Source organism: Variovorax sp. BGA-UO-ETr-C22, from assembly GCF_059567965.1.
On the sequence record NZ_JCAQPA010000009.1, the window covers coordinates 133,152 to 150,899 of the forward strand.

19 protein-coding genes are annotated in these 17,748 nt (G+C 69.2%); 18 read left to right on the forward strand and 1 reads right to left on the reverse strand.

Features of this window, described 5'->3' with window-relative positions:
- Positions 1-11: 11 nt before the first annotated feature.
- From soxY to kdpE, 18 genes are all read left to right on the forward strand, one after another.
- Positions 12-470 carry a thiosulfate oxidation carrier protein SoxY gene (soxY, locus tag AC57B8_RS10145; protein ID WP_496479544.1) on the forward strand — a complete coding sequence of 153 codons (459 nt, stop codon included), beginning with the start codon at positions 12-14 and terminating at the stop codon, positions 468-470.
- 46 nt (positions 471-516) lie between these two features.
- A complete protein-coding gene (gene soxZ, locus AC57B8_RS10150) occupies positions 517-828 on the forward strand; it encodes a thiosulfate oxidation carrier complex protein SoxZ (protein ID WP_172438442.1) in 312 nt (103 codons plus the stop codon).
- Positions 829-903: 75 nt separating this feature from the next.
- Entirely contained in the window at positions 904-1,707 is an 804-nt protein-coding gene (gene soxA / locus AC57B8_RS10155) for a sulfur oxidation c-type cytochrome SoxA (protein WP_062473848.1), read from the forward strand.
- Positions 1,708-1,719: 12 nt separating this feature from the next.
- Positions 1,720-2,373 (forward strand): sulfur oxidation c-type cytochrome SoxX, encoded by a 654-nt coding sequence (gene soxX, locus AC57B8_RS10160; RefSeq protein WP_095747116.1) that lies wholly within the window; start codon positions 1,720-1,722, stop codon positions 2,371-2,373.
- Positions 2,374-2,392: 19 nt separating this feature from the next.
- Entirely contained in the window at positions 2,393-4,117 is a 1,725-nt protein-coding gene (soxB, locus tag AC57B8_RS10165; protein WP_496479545.1) for a thiosulfohydrolase SoxB, read from the forward strand.
- Positions 4,118-4,159: 42 nt separating this feature from the next.
- Positions 4,160-5,275, forward strand: coding sequence for a YeeE/YedE family protein (locus tag AC57B8_RS10170; RefSeq protein WP_496479546.1), 1,116 nt, complete (start codon positions 4,160-4,162; stop codon positions 5,273-5,275).
- Between the two features lie 184 nt (positions 5,276-5,459).
- The gene (locus AC57B8_RS10175) at positions 5,460-6,455 is read left to right on the forward strand and encodes a DUF3829 domain-containing protein (protein WP_496479547.1); all 996 of its coding nucleotides are present in this window, start codon (positions 5,460-5,462) and stop codon (positions 6,453-6,455) included.
- A gap of 8 nt (positions 6,456-6,463) precedes the next feature.
- Positions 6,464-6,802: a hypothetical protein gene (locus tag AC57B8_RS10180; RefSeq protein WP_496479548.1), complete on the forward strand. Its 339-nt coding sequence runs from the start codon at positions 6,464-6,466 to the stop codon at positions 6,800-6,802.
- A gap of 189 nt (positions 6,803-6,991) precedes the next feature.
- Positions 6,992-7,642, forward strand: coding sequence for a hypothetical protein (locus AC57B8_RS10185; RefSeq protein ID WP_496479549.1), 651 nt, complete (start codon positions 6,992-6,994; stop codon positions 7,640-7,642).
- A gap of 214 nt (positions 7,643-7,856) precedes the next feature.
- The gene (locus tag AC57B8_RS10190; protein ID WP_167395072.1) at positions 7,857-7,997 is read left to right on the forward strand and encodes a hypothetical protein; all 141 of its coding nucleotides are present in this window, start codon (positions 7,857-7,859) and stop codon (positions 7,995-7,997) included.
- Entirely contained in the window at positions 7,994-8,092 is a 99-nt protein-coding gene (gene kdpF / locus AC57B8_RS10195; RefSeq protein WP_056576794.1) for a K(+)-transporting ATPase subunit F, read from the forward strand. Before AC57B8_RS10190 ends, kdpF begins: the two co-directional genes overlap by 4 nt.
- Position 8,093: 1 nt before the next feature.
- A complete protein-coding gene (kdpA, locus tag AC57B8_RS10200; RefSeq protein ID WP_496479550.1) occupies positions 8,094-9,893 on the forward strand; it encodes a potassium-transporting ATPase subunit KdpA in 1,800 nt (599 codons plus the stop codon).
- Between the two features lie 13 nt (positions 9,894-9,906).
- On the forward strand, positions 9,907-12,015 hold the full coding sequence (gene kdpB / locus AC57B8_RS10205; RefSeq protein WP_496479551.1) for a potassium-transporting ATPase subunit KdpB: 2,109 nt from the start codon (positions 9,907-9,909) through the stop codon (positions 12,013-12,015).
- A 13-nt stretch (positions 12,016-12,028) separates the two neighbouring features.
- Positions 12,029-12,622 carry a potassium-transporting ATPase subunit KdpC gene (gene kdpC / locus AC57B8_RS10210; protein WP_496479552.1) on the forward strand — a complete coding sequence of 198 codons (594 nt, stop codon included), beginning with the start codon at positions 12,029-12,031 and terminating at the stop codon, positions 12,620-12,622.
- Positions 12,623-12,635: 13 nt separating this feature from the next.
- Positions 12,636-12,992, forward strand: coding sequence for a hypothetical protein (locus AC57B8_RS10215; RefSeq protein WP_062473825.1), 357 nt, complete (start codon positions 12,636-12,638; stop codon positions 12,990-12,992).
- The gene (locus AC57B8_RS10220; RefSeq protein ID WP_260685230.1) at positions 12,982-13,113 is read left to right on the forward strand and encodes a hypothetical protein; all 132 of its coding nucleotides are present in this window, start codon (positions 12,982-12,984) and stop codon (positions 13,111-13,113) included. Before AC57B8_RS10215 ends, AC57B8_RS10220 begins: the two co-directional genes overlap by 11 nt.
- Before the next feature lie 13 nt (positions 13,114-13,126).
- The gene (locus AC57B8_RS10225; RefSeq protein WP_496479553.1) at positions 13,127-15,871 is read left to right on the forward strand and encodes a DUF4118 domain-containing protein; all 2,745 of its coding nucleotides are present in this window, start codon (positions 13,127-13,129) and stop codon (positions 15,869-15,871) included.
- Between the two features lie 8 nt (positions 15,872-15,879).
- Positions 15,880-16,581: a two-component system response regulator KdpE gene (kdpE, locus tag AC57B8_RS10230; protein WP_062480698.1), complete on the forward strand. Its 702-nt coding sequence runs from the start codon at positions 15,880-15,882 to the stop codon at positions 16,579-16,581.
- On the opposite strand, the gene AC57B8_RS10235 is transcribed toward kdpE, so the two are convergent.
- On the reverse strand, positions 16,582-17,748 hold the full coding sequence (locus tag AC57B8_RS10235; RefSeq protein WP_095950305.1) for an acyl-CoA dehydrogenase family protein: 1,167 nt from the start codon (positions 17,746-17,748) through the stop codon (positions 16,582-16,584). It lies immediately after the preceding gene.

A 17,748-nucleotide genomic window follows, 5' to 3' on the forward strand; every position in this document is an offset into this window, starting at 1 on the left:
GAGACAACCCCATGAAAAACCGCAGACAGATGCTCACGCAGTCCGCCGCCCTCGCAGGCCTGGCGGCCACCGCCGGCTGGCTCCCCGCCACCGCCCTCGCGTATTCCAAAGACGCCTTCGACGCCAAGAGCGTGGCCGACGCGCTCAAGGCCGTCGGTGTCACCGGCGCGCCCACCGAGAGCAAGGACGTCACCATCACCGGCCCCGACATCGCCGAGAACGGCGCCGTGGTGCCGCTCAGCGTGGCCACCGCCTTGCCCGGCGTGAAGCAGCTCATGCTGCTGGTCGAGAAGAACCCCAACGCCCTGGTCGCGATCTTCAACACCTCGGAGTTCGTCGAGTCGAACTTCACCACGCGCGCCAAGCTGGGCCAGTCGTCCGACGTGTACGCGATCGCGGTCATGAACGACGGCAAGGCGCTCTTCGCCAAGAAGGAAGTCAAGGTCACGCTCGGCGGCTGCGGCGGCTGAGCGACGGGCTTCACACACAGAACACGACGAGAAGAAGGAGACCACCATGGCAGATCCCATGCGCATCCGCGCCCAGGCCGCGGGCGACAAGACGACCGTGCGCATCCTCATGGCGCACGAAATGGAAACCGGCCAGCGCAAGGACGCCGCCGGCAAGACCATTCCCGCCTGGTTCATCCAGGAGGTCACGGCCTCGCTCAACGGCAAGACCGTGCTCACGGCCGACTGGGGCCCGGCAGTGTCGAAGAACCCCTTCATGCAGTTCACGCTGAAGGGCGCGAAGGCCGGCGACAAGATCGCCGTGACCTGGAAGGACAACCGCGGCGACACCCGCACCGACGAAGCCACCGTCAGCTGACGCTTTCTTCGACCACGCGAGCGATCGATTGATCGTTCGCGTGTTGTGTTCCCCACGAGAAAAAAAGGCGGCCCCATGAGGACAACCACATGCCTGAGCCTGCTGGTGCTGGCCGGCAGCATCGCACTGCCCGCCGCGGCGCAGAAGACCACGGCCGAAGGCATCGCCGAGTACCGCGCGCTGCTGCAGGACGGCAACCCCGCCGAACTGTTCGAGGCCAAGGGCGAAGACCTCTGGAAACAGAAGCGCGGTCCCAAGGCCGCGTCGATGGAGAAGTGCGACCTTGGCAAGGGCCCGGGCGTGGTGAAGGGCGCGTTCGCCGAACTGCCGCGCTACTTTCCCGACACCGGCCGCGTGCAGGACATGGAGTCGCGCCTGCTCACCTGCATGGAAACCTTGCAGGGCTTCGACGCCGCCGCCATCGCGAAGACGCCGTTCGGCCAGGGCGAGCAGAAGAACCTCGAGGGGCTGGTGGCGTGGATCTCGGCCGAATCGAAAGGCTTGCCGCTGAACCTGCCGCAGTCGCATGCGAGCGAACGCCGCGCCTACGAAGTGGGCAAGCGCCTGTTCTTCCTGCGCGCCGGCCCGCACGACTTTGCCTGCGCCACCTGCCACGGCGCCGACGGCAAGCGCATCCGCCTGCAGGACCTGCCCAACCTCACGAAGAACCCCGGCGCCGGTGAAGGCTTCGGCGCCTGGCCGGCCTACCGCGTGTCGTCGGGCGAGCTGTGGGGCATGCAGCGTCGATTGAACGACTGCTTCCGCCAGCAGCGCTTTCCGTACCCGGGCTACGCCAGCGACGTGACCGTGGCGCTGGCCGTGTACATGGGCGTCAACGGCAAGGGCGGCAAGACCACCGCACCGGCCATCAAGCGCTGAAGGAGCCACGCCATGAAGTCTGATCATTTCTTCGGCCTGGCCGCCGTGGCCTGCGCGCTCACCGTGTTCGGCTGCGCGTCCGTCGACAGCGCCGCCGAGCTCGACAAGCTCACCGCCGACGCGCTGCAGCGCTCCTTCCGCGACCAGGGCATCGCCAAGGTCGACCGCCTCGTGCAAGATCCGGCCAACCTCGCGTGCAGCGAAGCCGAGGCCAGCGGCAAGCCGCTGGACGAGCAGCGCACCAAGGAGATCGAAGCCGCGAACATGAAGACCGTGCGCTGGCCTTCCGACGGCAAGTTCGTCGGCGACTGGCGCGAGGGCGAGAAGATCGCGCAGAACGGCCGCGGCCTCACCTGGACCGACGCGGCCAACGCCGCCAACGGCGGCAATTGCTACAACTGCCACCAGATGTCGAAGGAAGAAATCTCCTTCGGCACGCTCGGCCCGAGCCTGTACCACTACGGCAAGCTGCGCGGCGTGAGCGACCCGGCCAGCGCTGCGTCCAAGCCCATCGTCGAATACACCTGGGGCAAGCTGTGGAACGCGCGCGCCTACAACGCCTGCTCGAACATGCCGCGCGTCGGCCATTCCGGCATCCTCAACGAGAAGCAGATCCGCGACGTGATGGGCTTGCTGCTCGACCCCCAGTCTCCCGTCAACCGCTGAACGCCCGGCTTCTCTCTTCATGAACCTTTCCAAGCGCGAGTTCGTCCAGATGCTCGGTGCCGGCGCTGTCGCCGGCCTGGGCCTGGGCCGCCACGGCAGCAGCGTGGCCGCCGGCCTCGACGGCATGTACACCGTGCCGGCCTTCGGCAACGTGTCGATGCTGCACATGACCGACTGCCATGCGCAGCTCAAGCCGCTGTACTTCCGCGAACCGGGCGTCAACATCGGCGTGGGAAACATGCGCGGCAAGGTGCCGCACCTCGTGGGCGAGCACCTGCTGAAAGCCGCCGGCGTGAAGCCCGGCACGCGCATGGCGCATGCGCTCACCTACCTCGACTTCGACAAGGCCGCGCAGCGCTACGGCAAGGTCGGCGGCTTCGCGCACCTGGCCACGCTGGTGAAACAGCTCAAGGCCAGCCGCCCCGGCGCGCTGCTGCTCGACGGCGGCGACACCTGGCAGGGCTCGGCCACCTCGCTGTGGACCGATGCGCAGGACATGGTCGACGCCTGCAAGCTGCTCGGCGTCGACGTGATGACCGGCCACTGGGAGTTCACCTACGGCATGGCGCGGGTGCAGCAGATCGTCGAGAAGGACTTTGCGGGCAAGGTCGAGTTCGTGGCGCAGAACGTCAAGACCGCCGACTTCGGCGACCCGGTGTTCAAGCCGTATGTGATGCGCGAGATCAACGGCGTGCCCTGCGCCATCATCGGCCAGGCCTTCCCCTACACGCCCATCGCCAACCCGCGCTACATGGTGGCCGACTGGACCTTCGGCATCCAGGACGACAACCTGCAGCGCGTGGTGAACGAGGCGCGCGGCAAGGGCGCGCAGGTGGTGGTGGTGCTGTCGCACAACGGCATGGACGTCGACCTCAAGATGGCCAGCCGCGTCACCGGCATCGACGCCATCCTGGGCGGCCACACGCACGACGGCACGCCCATGCCCACGCTGGTGAGCAACGCGGGCGGCAAGACCATCGTGGTCAACGGCGGCTCCAACGGCAAGTTCCTCGGCGTGATCGACTTCGACGTCAAGGGCAAGAAGGTGAGCGACTTCCGCTACCGCCTGCTGCCCGTGTTCTCCGACCTGATTCCGGCCGACAAGGAGATGGACGCGCTCATCACCCGCGTGCGTGCGCCCTACGAGGCCAAGCTGGCCGAAACCCTCGCCCACACCGACGGTGCGCTGTATCGGCGCGGCAACTTCAACGGCACCGGCGACCAGCTGCTGCTCGACGCCCTCATGGAAGTGCAGGACGCGCCCATCGCCTTCTCGCCCGGCTTCCGCTGGGGCACCTCGCTGTTGCCCGGCCAGGCGATCACGCGCGAGTGGCTGATGGACATGACGGCCACCACCTACTCGTACGCCACCGTCACGCAGATGACCGGCGAGACGCTCAAGACCGTGCTCGAAGACGTCTGCGACAACCTCTTCAACCCCGACCCCTACTACCAGCAGGGCGGCGACATGGTGCGCGTGGGCGGGCTGCAATACACCTGCGACCCGACCGCCGCCATGGGCCAGCGCATCCAGGACATGCGCCTGGGCGGCAAGCCCATCGACGCCAATCGCAGCTACAAGGTCGCGGGCTGGGCGCCCGTGAGCGAAGAGGCGCGCACCGCCGGCAACAAGCCGGTGTGGGAGGTCATCGAGCCGTGGCTGAAGTCGCGCAAGGTGGTGACCACGCGCCGGCTCGACGAACCCGTGCTGAAGAACATCGCGCCGAACCCCGGCCTGGGCTGAATGGGGCCCCGCACGCGCGGGGTCGCTCCCTAGAATCGGGGCATGTCCATCGCGCAGCTTTCCCTTCTCACCACGCTCGCGCTCGTGGCGGCCTTCGTGCTGTCGGCGGTGTTCGGCGCCGTCGCGCGCGCCACGCGCTTTTGCACCATGGGCGCGATCAGCGACGTGGTGGCGCTCGGCGACTGGACGCGCGTGAAGCAGTGGGCCGCGGCCGGCGGCGTCGCGCTCATCGGCTTCTCGGCGCTCGTGTTCGCGGGGCTCGTCGATGCCGACCGCACGCTCTACGCCTCGCACCAGATCCTCTGGCTCGCCGCGCTGGTCGGCGGCCTGCTGTTCGGCGTGGGCATGGTGCTGTCCTCGGGCTGCGGCAACAAGACGCTGGTGCGCCTGGGCGGCGGCAACCTCAAGGCGCTGGTGGTGCTGGTGCTCATGGGCGTGTCGGCCTTCGCCACGCTGAAGGGCATCACCGCGGTGCTGCGCGTCGCGACCGTTGATGCGGTGCACATCGACCTGGCGATGAATGCGTCGCTGCCCGATGTGCTGGCGGCGTCTTTCCAACTGAAGGCGTCTTCGCTGCGCCTCGCGCTCGGCCTCGTGCTGGGCGGCGCGTTGCTCGTGTGGGCCGCATGGGGCCGCGAGACGCGCGACGTGCGCAGCCTCGTCGGCGGCATGCTGATCGGCGCGCTGGTCGTCGGCGCATGGTGGCTCAGTGGCCACTGGGCGGTGGTCGAGGAGCATCCGCTCACGCTCGAGCATGTGTTCCTCGCCACCAACTCCGGCCGCGCCGAAGCGCTGAGCTTCGTCACGCCGGTGGCCTACGCGCTCGACTGGCTCATGTTCTACAGCGACGCCAACAAGCGCCTCACGCTGGGCATCGTGTCGGTGGCCGGCGTGGTGGTGGGCGCCGCGCTGCATGCGCTGTGGTCGCGCGAATTCCGCTGGGAAGGTTTTGCCAACACCGGCGACCTTGCGCACCACGCGATGGGCGCGGTGCTCATGGGCATCGGCGGCGTCACGGCCATGGGCTGCACCATCGGGCAGGGCCTGAGCGCGCTGTCGACGCTGAGCATCGCGAGCCTGCCGGCCATCGCGGGCATCGTCATCGGTGCGGTGGTAAGCCTGAAGTACCAAGCCTGGCAGCTCGAACGCACGCTCTGACTTTCCAGGGCACGCCTTGAAGCGAATCCTCACAATTTAGTTCGGTGCGCGGGGCGTTTTTCGCGCGTTCGCGACGATCGGACGCGGTGGCGCTGGCTATCATTTTTCGCACCTGTTGCCGCTGCGAACGATGGCCTTCATCGACGGGCGCGGCACCGAACAACCACAACCGAGGGAGAGCGCCATGACTGCGCACAACAACCGATCGGCGCGCACGCGCCTGTTTGCCTTGAGCCTTTGTTTCTGCGCCGTGCTCGCGGCCTGCAAGGAAGACAACAAGCCGACGCCGGCGGCAGCCTCGCCATCGCCGTCCGCATCGGGCAAGACCCAGCCCGCCAAGGACCCGGCCCGCGTGCAGGCCGCGGCCCGCACCAGCTACAGCCAGGGCTACAACCGGCTCATCGACGACAACCGCAGCGTGGGTGCCAAGTACAAGAGCTACGTGCAGATGAACGTGAACGGCAAGTCGCCGAGCGGGAACTCGTTCTATGGCAGCCCTTCCGATGTGCAGTCCATCGTGGACGACCTGAAGAAGGCACGTGCCGACGGCTCGGGCGACGCGGCGCTCGACGCGGCCGTCGACGGCGTGGTGGCCACGGGCGAGAAGCTCGTCGCCGTCTGGACGCCGATGGACCCGTACTACCGGTCCAAGAGTTTTCTCGAAGACAAGTGGGTCAGGGGCCGCGCGGCCGACGCCGACATGAACGCCGGCTTCAAGGGCCTGCTGGCCAGCATCGACAAGCTGGGCGGCGAGCTGGACCGCGTGCAGGAGGCGTCGCGCACCGAACGCATGGCCAAGCTCAAGGCCGAGGGCGACATGCTCAACTACCACACGCTGGCCTCGATGGCGGTGGCCAAGAAGTTCGTCAACGGCCTCGACCAGATCGACGGCCTGAAGAACAAGGACGCCGTCGCCAAGGTCGATGCGGCGGCCAGCGAGTTGCAGGCCTCGCTGGAAGAACTCTCCAAGGCGCTGGAAGAAGCCAAGGCCGCAGCCAAGGCCAAGGGGGAAGCAGGCAAGGCGCCCAACTACAACTACGAGTCGCTGCACGGCAGCCTGCTGAACATGATCGGCCAATGGCGCACGTTCAAGGACAGCAAGTTCCCGTCGACGTACAAGAACATCGTGAGCTACTACAACTCCGCCGTGGGTTCGTACAACCGCGGCTTCGGCCGCTGACCCGGGCCATGGGCACCGCGCGGGTTCTTTCGCGCGGCGGCGTCGCGGCCCTGGCGGTCGCGGCGCTTCTCGCGGCGGCAGGCTGTGGCAGCGCCCGCGAGACGCAGCAGATTCCCGTCTCCGCGTTCCGCAACTACGGCGCGTCGCCGCTACAGCACACCTTCTACATCGGCTCCGACGCGCGCTTCCACCGCTTCCAGTGGTCCAACGGCAAGCAGGGCGGCACCTGGCTGATCGCGCGCGCCGAGATGGACATCGTCAACGAAAAATCGGCCGACGACCCGCGCGCCGCCCGCGCCGGCTACTTCCTCAGCCGGCGTGACGACGGGCGGTGGATGGCGCACTGAGCCTGTCGCTCGCCCGGAATCATCGGGGCATCACGTCCATGACCACCGGGTAGTAGATGTCATGGACAGGGCCTCCGTCCGGGGTGTAGCGGAACTGAACCTGTGCGCTGTAGCGTCCGGGCACCAGGCATGCGCTCGACCCGATCGGCAGATAGCATGCGCGTTCATCCCCACCAACTTCGCCCCCGCATGACCCTCTCGACGAGAAACCTGAAGGCGCTTCCAGACATTCCGACGTTGAAGCGACTGACCCAGTCTCTTGCAATGCTCGACGCCATGCTCTCGCCGGAGTGGGAGTACCGGTACTACTCGTTCAACGCCGCGTGGTCGGATGAGGCGGCGATGGCATCGATGCGCAATGGTTCGGGCGATCATTGGTTTGCCGTCTTCTGCCAGGCTGGCGTCGCGCTCCACGGGCTTGCGCACGAGGCTCCGGCATTCCGGCCGGGGACGCCATGGCCCGGAATCTTCGAACGGCTGCCGGCGGAGTTCCGCGCCAACCTGCTGGAAGAGCCGGCGTTCACGACCAGCGACAGCACCTTCTGTCTCTGGCGCCTGAGCCATGAAGAACGCTGGACTTGCGGACCGGTCGAGCTTCCGCCGGGTGAAGATCCGGATGGCTCCGCCGAGCTGCTTGCCGTCCTCGCCGGCTGGCCCGAGCAGTACGTCGAATTCGCGGCTGACTACTACGAACGCGACCTCGACCTGGGCGATGTCGAGGCGATCTATCGGCACCAACCGCTCAGCGACGCGCTCGTCCGGCGATTCAATCCCGACCTCGACATGGCGTCGCTCGGAAATGACATCGCCGAGATCGGGTATCCCCGGCAGGTGGACTGACCGGGCCGCGCCATCGGCAACAGCCTCGGCTGTTTGAATGGCCCCGGCTCCTTTGCTGGAGCTCGCCGAGGCATTCGGCGCGACGCACCAGGCGGGCCTCATCCTCTGCGTTGCCCGCGTTTTTACGCTTTCTTTACGGCCCCCCACTCACTCTTTCCCCCGGTTTTACGCACGCCTGCCGAGACTCCTTTCATCTTGTTTGCAGGAGTGATGAATGGACATCGTCTGGATGGGCGCCTTGCTGGCGCTGTGGGTCGTGGTGGCGGCCATGGTCGTCGGGCTGAACCGGCTCGAAGGGCCGCAGAAGCCGCACGCGGGCGTTGATGCGACACGCACGCCGGGGGATGCATCGTGATCGGCCTCGAAGTCCTGTACGGCTTCGGCGCGCTGGTCGCCGTGGTCCTGTTCGCGTACCTGGTGTTCGCGCTGATCTGCGCCGAGGAGTTCTGACATGGAAACCTCGGCCTGGGTCTTGCTGGCCCTTTTTCTTGGCGCGCTGCTGGTGCTGGCCTGGCCGCTGGGCAAGCTGCTGGCCGCGCTGTGCGCCGAGCGCGTGCCGCGCTGGATGCAGCGCGTCGAAGCGCCGCTGTACCGGCTCGCGGGCACGCAGCCCGAGCAGTCGATGCACTGGCTGCGCTATGCGCTGGCGCTGCTGGCGTTCAACGCCATCGGTGCGATCTTTCTCTATGCCCTGCAGCGCCTGCAGGGCGGCCTGCCGTTCAATCCGGCCGGCATGGGCGCGGTGTCGCCCGACTCGGCCTTCAACACGGCGGTGAGCTTCGTCGCCAACACCAACTGGCAGGGCTACGGCGGCGAGTCGACCATGAGCTACCTCACGCAGATGCTCGGCCTGGCGGTGCAGAACTTCCTGTCTGCCGCCACCGGCATCGCGGTCGCCTTCGCACTGGTGCGCGGCTTTGCGCGCCGGGGTGACGGCAAGGGCCTGGTCGGCAACTTCTGGGCCGACGTGACGCGCGTCACGCTGTGGGTGCTGCTGCCGATCTCGTTCGTGCTCGCGCTGTGCCTCGCAGGGCAGGGCGTGATCCAGAACTTCGACGCCTACAAGAGCGTGCACACGGTGGAGGCCACGGCCTTCCAGCAACCGAAGAACGGCCCCGACGGCCAGCCGCTGAAGGACGACAAGGGCGCCCCCGTGATGGAAGACGCCACCACGCAGACGCAGACGCTGGCCATGGGCCCGGTCGCTTCGCAGGAAGCGATCAAGATGCTCGGCACCAACGGCGGCGGCTTCTTCAACGCCAACTCGGCGCACCCCTACGAGAACCCGACCGCGTTCAGCAACCTGCTGGAGATGCTCGCGATCTTCCTGATCCCGGCGGCGCTGTGCTTCGCCTTCGGCCGCGTGGTCGGCGACCTGCGCCAGGGCTGGGCCGTGCTCGCGGCGATGACGGTGCTGTTCGTGGTGGCGGTGCTGGCCGTCACGCCCGCCGAGCAAGCCGGCAACCCGCTGCTGGGCCCGCTGGGCGTGGACCAGGTGGCCAGCGCGCTGCAAAGCGGCGGCAACATGGAAGGCAAGGAAGTGCGCTTCGGCATCGACGCCTCGGCCCTCTTTGCCGCCGTGACCACCGCCGCCTCGTGCGGTGCGGTGAACGCCATGCACGACTCGCTCACGCCCATCGGCGGCATGGTGCCCATGGTGCTGATGCAGCTGGGCGAGGTCGTCTTCGGCGGCGTCGGCAGCGGCCTGTACGGCATGCTGGTGTTCGCCCTGCTCGCGGTGTTCATCGCGGGCCTGATGATCGGCCGCACGCCCGAGTACCTCGGCAAAAAGATCGAGGTGCGCGAGATGAAGCTGATCTCCATCGCCATCCTGGTCACGCCGGTGCTGGTGCTGGCGGGCACGGCGCTGGCGGTGAGCGCGGGCGCGGGCAAGGTCGGCATCGCGAACCCTGGTGCGCACGGCTTCTCCGAGGTGCTGTACGCACTGACCTCGGCCGCCAACAACAACGGCAGCGCCTTCGCGGGCCTGTCGGCGAACACACCGTTCTACAACGGCCTGCTCGGCCTGGCGATGTGGCTCGGGCGCTTCGCGATGATCGTGCCGGTGCTCGCCATTGCCGGCGCGCTGGCCGCCAAGAAGCGCCTGCCCGTCACCAGCGGCACGCTGCCCACGCACGGCCCGCTGTTCGTCTTCCTGCTGATCGGCACCGTGCTGCTGGTCGGCCTGCTCAACTACGTGCCGGCACTGGCCCTCGGGCCGATCGTCGAACACCTCGTGCTCTGGAAATAAGAAGGAGCGCACCATGACTGCCAAAACCAAAACTTCCCTCTCGCTGTTCGACGCAGCGCTGGTCAAGCCCGCGCTCTGGGGCGCCTTCGCCAAGCTGAACCCGCGTACCCAGTGGCGCAACCCGGTGATGTTCATCGTCTACATCGGGAGCATCCTCACGACGCTGCTCTGGGTGCATGCACTGAGCTTTCCGGGCGACACCGGCATGCAGCCCGCCTTCGTGCTGGCCGTGACCGTGTGGCTGTGGTTCACCGTGCTGTTCGCCAACTTCGCCGAAGCATTGGCCGAAGGCCGCAGCAAGGCGCAGGCGGCGTCGCTGCGCGGCCTGCGCAAGGACACCTGGGCCAAGAAGCTGAAGGACCAGCAGCAGCCGCACCATGGCGCGGCGTGGCTGCCCGAGCAGGCGCCCAACCTGCGCAAGGGCGACGTCGTGCTGGTCGAAGCCGGCGACGTGATCCCGCTCGATGGCGAAGTGATCGAAGGCGTGGCCTCGGTCGACGAGAGCGCCATCACCGGCGAATCGGCGCCCGTGGTGCGCGAATCGGGCGGCGACTTCTCGGCCGTCACCGGCGGCACCCGCGTGCTGTCCGACTGGCTGGTGGTGCGCATCTCGGTGAACCCCGGCGAGTCGTTCCTGGACCGCATGATCGGCATGGTCGAGGCGGCCAAGCGCCACAAGACGCCGAACGAGATCGCGCTGACCATCCTGCTGGTGGCGCTGACCATCGTGTTCCTCATGGTCACCGTCACGCTGCTGCCGTTCTCGGTGTTCAGCGTCGAGGCCGCGGGCGCGGGCACCGTGGTGTCGCTCACCGCGCTGGTCGCGCTGCTCGTGTGCCTGATCCCGACCACCATCGGCGGCCTGCTCTCGGCCGTGGGCGTGGCCGGCATGAGCCGCATGATGCAGGCCAACGTGATCGCCACCTCGGGCCGCGCGGTGGAAGCGGCCGGCGACGTCGACGTGCTGCTGCTGGACAAGACCGGCACCATCACGCACGGCAACCGCCAGGCCAGCGCCTTCCTGCCCGCACCCGGCGTGCCGAAGGGCCGCCTCGCACGCGCCGCCATGCTGGCTTCGCTGGCCGACGAGACGCCCGAGGGCCGCAGCATCGTCGAGCTGGCGCGCCGCGACGGCCTCGAAGCGGCGTCGGTCGAAGGCGCGCGCTTCGTGCCCTTCACCGCGCAGACCCGCATGAGCGGTGTCGACCTGCCGGCCGCGCCGAACAGCCTGGACGTCGATGCCATCGTCCTGCGCAAGGGCGCGGTCGACGCGGTGCGCCGCCATGTCGAATCGCTGGGCGGCAGCGTGCCGGCCGAGATGCTGCGCGTCGCCGAAGAAACGGCACGCCGCGGCAGCACGCCGCTGGCCGTGGCCGAAGGCAACCGCGTGCTCGGCGTGGTCGAGCTCAAGGACATCGTCAAGACCGGCATCCGCGACCGCTTTGCCGAGCTGCGCCGCATGGGCATCAAGACCGTGATGATCACCGGCGACAACAAGCTCACGGCCGCCGCCATTGCGGCCGAGGCCGGCGTGGACGACTTCCTGGCCGAGGCCACGCCCGAGGACAAGCTCGCGCTGATCCGCAAGTACCAGGCCGAAGGCCGGCTGGTCGCGATGACCGGCGACGGCACCAACGACGCCCCCGCGCTCGCGCAGGCTGACGTGGCCGTGGCCATGGGCAGCGGCACGCAGGCCGCGAAGGAGGCCGGCAACATGGTCGACCTCGACTCCAACCCGACCAAGCTGCTCGAGGTGGTGGAGACCGGCAAGGCGCTGCTCATGACGCGCGGCTCGCTCACCACCTTCTCGATCGCGAACGACGTGGCGAAGTACTTCGCGATCATTCCGGCGATCTTCGTGTCGACCTACCCGCAGCTCGGCGCGCTCAACGTGATGCGCCTGGCCAGCCCGTCGTCGGCCATCTTGTCGGCGGTGATCTTCAACGCGCTCGTCATCGTGTTCCTGATTCCGCTGGCGCTCAAGGGCGTGCGCTACCGGCCGGTGGGCGCCGCGTCGCTGCTGCGCCGCAACCTCGCCATCTACGGCCTGGGCGGTTTGCTCGTTCCCTTCATCGGCATCAAGTTGATCGACTGGCTGCTGGTCGCAGTCCATCTGGTCTGAGGAGTTCTTCATCATGAAAAACAACAACGGCGGCATCGTCCGTCCCGCGCTCGTGCTCTTCGCGCTGCTGAGCGCATTCACCGGCCTGCTCTACCCGGCGGCCGTCACCGGCGCCGCGCAGGCGCTGTTCCCGTCGCAGGCGGCCGGCAGCCTGGTGATGCGCGACGGCAAGCCCATCGGCTCCGCGCTCATCGGCCAGAACTTCAGCGACCCGAAGCACTTCTGGGGCCGCCCGTCGGCCACCGCGCCGCAGCCCTACAACGCGAGCGCCTCGGGCGGCTCCAACCAGGGCCCGCTGAACCCCGCGCTGGCCGATGCGGTGAAGGCACGCGTCGAGGCGCTGCGTGCGGCCGACCCGGGCAACACCGCGCCGGTGCCGGTGGACCTCGTCACGGCCTCGGCCAGCGGGCTCGACCCCGACATCAGCCCCGCCGCCGCGCACTACCAGGCCGCCCGCGTGGCGCGCGAACGCGGCATGGCGCCCGACCAGGTGAATGCGCTGATCGTGCAGAACACCCAGAAGCCGCTGTGGGGCGTGCTGGGCGAATCGCGCGTCAACGTGCTGGCGCTGAACCTGGCGCTCGATGCTTCTTCGACGGTGCGTTGAGGAGAAAACAACCATGGCCTATGCCGCCTACCGTGAACATCCTGTCGCCGTCGTGCGAAGTCCGATCGCGCCGCGCACGACGCAGTTCCACGTGCTCGACGTCACCGTCTGCTGCGCCGACGCGCTGCGCGTGCGCCGAAGCATCGCCGCCTGCGCCGAGGCCGGCGTGGTGCGCTGCGAGCCGCTGCTGCATGCCTGCAGCTCGCAGGAAAGCGACGCGCCCTGCGTGCGCCTGATGATCCGTTTTCCGACCGCGCGCTACGCCGAGGTGCTGCACCGCCTCATCGAGTGCGTGCCTTCGGGTGAGATCGGCCGGCTCATGAGCTGGCGCGATCACCTCGCGCGCTGCGGCCTGCGCCATGGTCACTGACCTGCTGCACGTGCTGCTGGCCATGGCGGCGCTGTTCGTGCCGCTGGGCTTTGCCTGGTGGGTGCTGTCGCGCACCGCGCGCCGGCATGAACGGCGGCGCAAGAACGGGCCGATGCGCTAATCTGCACCCCCTCATGCCCGAGACCCGCCCCGACCCCGACGCCCTGCTCGCGCAACTGCGCAGCGACGAGGCGCGCGCGCTGCGCGGCAAGCTGCGCATCTACTTCGGCGCCAGCGCCGGCGTCGGCAAGACCTGGGCCATGCTCAGCGCCGCCCGGCGCGAGCGCGAGGCCGGGCGCGACGTGCTCATCGGCGTGGTCGAAACCCATGGCCGCAGCGAGACCGCCGCGCTGCTCGCGGGGCTCGACACGCTGCCGCTGCGCGAGCTGCCTTACCGCGGCCGCACGCTCGCCGAGTTCGACCTCGACGCCGCCCTGGCGCGCAAGCCCGCCGTGCTGCTGGTCGACGAACTGGCCCACACCAACGCGCCGGGTTCGCGCCATGCCAAGCGCTGGCAGGACGTGCAGGAGCTGCTGGCCGCCGGCATCGAGGTGTGGTCGGCGCTCAACGTGCAGCACCTGGAAAGCCTCAACGGCACCGTCGGCGCCATCACCGGCGTGCGCGTGCACGAGACCGTGCCCGACACCGTGCTCGACGAGGCCGACGAGGTGGTGCTGGTCGACGTCACGCCCGACGAACTCACGGCGCGGCTCGCGGCCGGCAAGGTCTACCTGCCGCAACAGGCCGAGCGCGCCGCACAGAACTTCTTCCGCAAAGGCAACCTGATCGCGCTGCGCGAGATCGCCCTGCGCCGCACCGCCGAGCATGTGGAAGACGACGTGCGCGGCTGGCGCGTCGAACAATCGGGCCCCGGCGGCAACGGGCAGGGCGGCGCCGCGCTGCAGGCCTGGAACACCTCGGGCGCGATCCTGGCCTGCGTCGGCCCGCACGAGGGCGCGGCGCAGACCGTGCGCACCGCCGCGCGGCTCGCGGGCCAGCTCAACGTGCGCTGGCATGCCGCGTACGTCGAGACGCCACGGCTGCAGCGCCTCGATGCTGCGCAGCGCGACCGCATCCTCGCCGTGCTCAAGCTGGCCGAGGAACTGGGCGCGGCCACGGCCGTGCTCACCGGCGCCGACGTGGCGGAGCAACTGTCCGAGCAGGCGCGGCGCCTGAACTGCGCGACGCTGGTCATCGGGCGCGCGGAGCCCGTGCGCGGCTGGCGGCGCTGGTGGGGTGCGTCCGCGGTGCCGCTGGCGCGCGCGCTGGCGCAGCGGGCGCCGGCGCTCGACATCCTCGAGGTCGGCCGCGCCGACAGCGCACGCCGCCTGTCGCAGGCGACGCTGGTCGCCACGCAGGCCGACGACGACGATGAGCGCGCGCAGTCGCGCTGGCCCGGCTACGCCTGGGCCGCGGCCACCAGCATCGCGCTCACGCTGCTGTGCACGCCACTCACGGGCGTGCTGGAGCTGTCCAACATCGTCATGCTGTTCCTGCTCGGCGTGGTGGGCGTGGCGATGCGTTTCGGGCGCGGGCCTTCGGCGCTTGCGGCCATGCTCAACGTGGCGGCCTTCGACTACTTCTTCGTCGCGCCGCGCCTGTCCTTCGCGGTCAGCGACGTGCAGTACCTGCTGACCTTCGCCGTGATGCTCGGCGTCGGCCTGCTGGTGGGCCAGCTCACCGCCGGGCTGCGCTTCGCGGCCGGCGTGTCGACCAGCCGCGAGCGTCGCGCGCGCTCGCTGTTCGAGCTCACGCGCGAACTCTCGGCCGCGCTCGAAAGCACCCAGGTCGTCGCGCTCGGCGCCGCCGCCGTGCAGGCCCATTTCGGCGGCCATGCGCGCGTGCTGGTCACCGACGCGGCCGACCAGCTCGTGCCCCCCGCCGACCCGCCGCCCGGCTTCGATGCGCAGGTGGCCGACTGGGCCTTCCGCCACGGCCAGCCCGCCGGCCTGGCCACCGCCACGCTCGCCGCCCAGCCCTGGCACTACGTGCCGCTGCGCGCGCCCATGCGCGTGCGCGGCGTGCTCGCACTGTGCCCGGCCCGCCCGCGCTGGCTGCTCATTCCCGAGCAGGCGCAGCAGCTGGACACGCTGGCGCGCCAGATCGCCATCGCGCTGGAGCGCGTGCACTACGTCGAGGTCGCGCAGCGCGCTGTGGTCGAGATGGAATCGGAGCGCCTGCGCAACGCGCTGCTCGGTGCCATCTCGCACGATGTGCGCACCCCGCTCACCGCGCTCATCGCGCTGGCCGAATCGCTGCAGACCCTGCCGCCCGAAGAGCATGGCGAGGCCGCGCGCGCCATCGTCACGCAGGCGCACGCGCTGCATGCGCTGGTCAGCAACCTGCTCGACATGGCTCGCCTCGAAAGCGGCGTGGCCGGCGGCGCGGTCAACCTGCGGCGCGACTGGCAGTCGGTCGAAGAGGTGGTGGGCGCCGCCATCCGCGCCGCGCGCCCCGCGCTGCGCGGCATGACCGTGCAGACCGCGTGGGACCCTGAGCTGCCGCTGGTCGAGTTCGACGCCGTGCTCATCGAGCGCGTGCTCGTCAACCTGCTGGAGAACGCCGCCAAGTACGGCGCCGCGCCCATCGAGGTGGGCGCGCGCGCGGAGCCCACCGCGCTGGTGCTCACCGTGCGCGACCACGGCCCCGGCCTGCCCGCCGCGCTGCAGGGCCGCGAGCAGACCCTGTTCGACAAGTTCACGCGCGGCGAAGCCGAATCCGCCACGCCCGGCGTCGGCCTCGGCCTGGCCATCTGCCGCGCCGTGGTGAGCGCGCACGGCGGAGAGATCAGCGCGGCGAACGCGCGCGACGGCGGTGCAGAATTCACCGTCACCTTGCCGCGCCGCGAGCCACCCGAACCCGCTGAAGCCCAGCTCTGAAACCCGCCATGCCATCCCCCACCGCCATCGTGATCGAAGACGAGCCGCAGATCCGCCGCTTCGTGCGCGGCGCGCTCGAGGCCGAAGGCTGGCAGGTGCACGAGGCCGGCACCCTGCGCGACGGCCTGGCGGCCGCCGGCACGCGCCAGCCCGACCTGCTGGTGCTCGACCTGGGCCTGCCCGACGGCGACGGCGTGTCGCTGATCCGCGATGTGCGCGGCTGGTCGCAGGTGCCGATCATCGTGCTCTCGGCCCGCACCGACGAAGCCGACAAGATCGCCGCGCTCGACGCCGGCGCCGACGACTACCTCACCAAGCCCTTCGGCACGGGTGAGTTGCTCGCCCGCGTGCGCGCCAACCTGCGCCGGCCACGCGCCGCGGGCGGCAACGGCGACGAACCGGCCGCCGAGGCCGTGTTCCGCTTCGGCGAGATCGAACTGGACCGCGCCGCACGCATCGTGCGCCGCGCCGGCGCCGAAGTGCACCTCACGCCGACCGAGTACCGCCTGCTGTCGGTGCTGGTGGCCAACGCCGGCCGCGTGCTGACGCAACGGCAGCTGCTGCGCGAGGTGTGGGGCCCGTCGCACACGGACCAGAGCCACTACCTGCGCATCTACATGGGCCATCTGCGGCAGAAGCTGGAGGCCGATCCGGCGCAGCCGAAGCATCTGTTGACGGAGACGGCGGTGGGGTACCGGCTGGTCGTCTAGTCAGCGCTTCAAGCCGAGCAGCTCGCGTGCAACCACCCAGCGGTGCACTTCGCTCGGACCTTCGTAGATCCGCATCAGGCGCGCTTCGTTGGCCATCTGATGCAGTGGCATTTCCTTGGTCATGCCCATGGCGCCGAACATCTGCATCGCGTGGTCGATCACTTTCCCCGCCATCTCGGTGGCGAACACCTTGACCATGGAGACCTGGCTGCGCGCCTCGTCGCCACGATCGATGCGTGCGGCTGCTTCGTAGGTCATGAGTCGACAGGCGTGAATGCGCGTGGCCGCGTCGGCAATCCACCATTGCACCGTCTGGCGTTCGGCGAGCGAGGCGCCGAAGGTGCTGCGCTGCGGTGCGTACTCGCACATCATGTCGAGCGCGCGCTGGGCGCGGCCGACGCACCATGCGGCCATCTGCAGGCGCCGGCTCGACAGGCGCGCCTGCATCGGCGCGAACCCCTGGCCTTCCTGGCCGAGCAGGCGTGCATGCGGTACGCGACAGTCTTCGAGCAGCACCTCGTAGGTCGAGACGCCGCCGATCATGGGGATGCGACGCTCGACGCGAAAGCCCGGGGTGTTGCGGTCGACGATGAACGCCGAGATGGCTGGGCGCCCCACCTTGGTCTTGTCCGTGACGGCCATGACGATGGTCCAGTCCGCGCGCGCGGCGCGGCTGATCCAGATCTTGCGGCCATTGAGAACCCAGTCGTCGCCGTCGCGCACGGCACGCGTCGACATGGCTGAAGGGTCGGCGCCTGCGCCGGGCTCCGAAATGGCGATGGCCGAAACCGTCTCTCCGCGCGCGTAAGGGGCCAGGTAGGCGGCGCGCTGCGCGTCGTTGGCGGCGGTCAGCAGCATCCGCAGATTGGGCGAGTCGGGGGGCAGCTCGTAGGGCGTGATGGTCTTTCCGAATTCTTCGTTCACCCCGACCATCGCCACCACCGGGAGGTCGAGGCCCTCCATTTCGGCGGGCGCATCGAGGCCCCACAGGCCGCGGGCCTTCGACACGGTGTCCAGCCGCGCGTGCTCATCGGCCGACAGCTCCCAGGGTTCGCCGGCGGCCTCCCGTTTCAGCAGGGCCGGTTCCAGCGGCAGCAGGTCTTCGCGCACGAAGCTGGCGACAAGCTCCTTGAGCGTCTGGTGTTCGGGGTCGAGTTCGAAATTCAT

Bases quoted from the DNA above. Each gene is read 5' to 3' on its own strand.
- soxY (WP_496479544.1), top strand. From the start codon at position 12: ATGAAAAACCGCAGACAGATGCTCACGCAGTCCGCCGCCCTCGCAGGC.
- soxZ (WP_172438442.1), top strand. From the start codon at position 517: ATGGCAGATCCCATGCGCATCCGCGCCCAGGCCGCGGGCGACAAGACG.
- soxA (WP_062473848.1), top strand. From the start codon at position 904: ATGAGGACAACCACATGCCTGAGCCTGCTGGTGCTGGCCGGCAGCATC.
- soxX (WP_095747116.1), top strand. From the start codon at position 1,720: ATGAAGTCTGATCATTTCTTCGGCCTGGCCGCCGTGGCCTGCGCGCTC.
- soxB (WP_496479545.1), top strand. From the start codon at position 2,393: ATGAACCTTTCCAAGCGCGAGTTCGTCCAGATGCTCGGTGCCGGCGCT.
- AC57B8_RS10170 (WP_496479546.1), top strand. From the start codon at position 4,160: ATGTCCATCGCGCAGCTTTCCCTTCTCACCACGCTCGCGCTCGTGGCG.
- AC57B8_RS10175 (WP_496479547.1), top strand. From the start codon at position 5,460: ATGACTGCGCACAACAACCGATCGGCGCGCACGCGCCTGTTTGCCTTG.
- AC57B8_RS10180 (WP_496479548.1), top strand. From the start codon at position 6,464: ATGGGCACCGCGCGGGTTCTTTCGCGCGGCGGCGTCGCGGCCCTGGCG.
- AC57B8_RS10185 (WP_496479549.1), top strand. From the start codon at position 6,992: ATGACCCTCTCGACGAGAAACCTGAAGGCGCTTCCAGACATTCCGACG.
- AC57B8_RS10190 (WP_167395072.1), top strand. From the start codon at position 7,857: ATGGACATCGTCTGGATGGGCGCCTTGCTGGCGCTGTGGGTCGTGGTG.
- kdpA (WP_496479550.1), top strand. From the start codon at position 8,094: ATGGAAACCTCGGCCTGGGTCTTGCTGGCCCTTTTTCTTGGCGCGCTG.
- kdpB (WP_496479551.1), top strand. From the start codon at position 9,907: ATGACTGCCAAAACCAAAACTTCCCTCTCGCTGTTCGACGCAGCGCTG.
- kdpC (WP_496479552.1), top strand. From the start codon at position 12,029: ATGAAAAACAACAACGGCGGCATCGTCCGTCCCGCGCTCGTGCTCTTC.
- AC57B8_RS10215 (WP_062473825.1), top strand. From the start codon at position 12,636: ATGGCCTATGCCGCCTACCGTGAACATCCTGTCGCCGTCGTGCGAAGT.
- AC57B8_RS10220 (WP_260685230.1), top strand. From the start codon at position 12,982: ATGGTCACTGACCTGCTGCACGTGCTGCTGGCCATGGCGGCGCTGTTC.
- AC57B8_RS10225 (WP_496479553.1), top strand. From the start codon at position 13,127: ATGCCCGAGACCCGCCCCGACCCCGACGCCCTGCTCGCGCAACTGCGC.
- kdpE (WP_062480698.1), top strand. From the start codon at position 15,880: ATGCCATCCCCCACCGCCATCGTGATCGAAGACGAGCCGCAGATCCGC.
- AC57B8_RS10235 (WP_095950305.1), bottom strand. From the start codon at position 17,748: ATGAATTTCGAACTCGACCCCGAACACCAGACGCTCAAGGAGCTTGTC.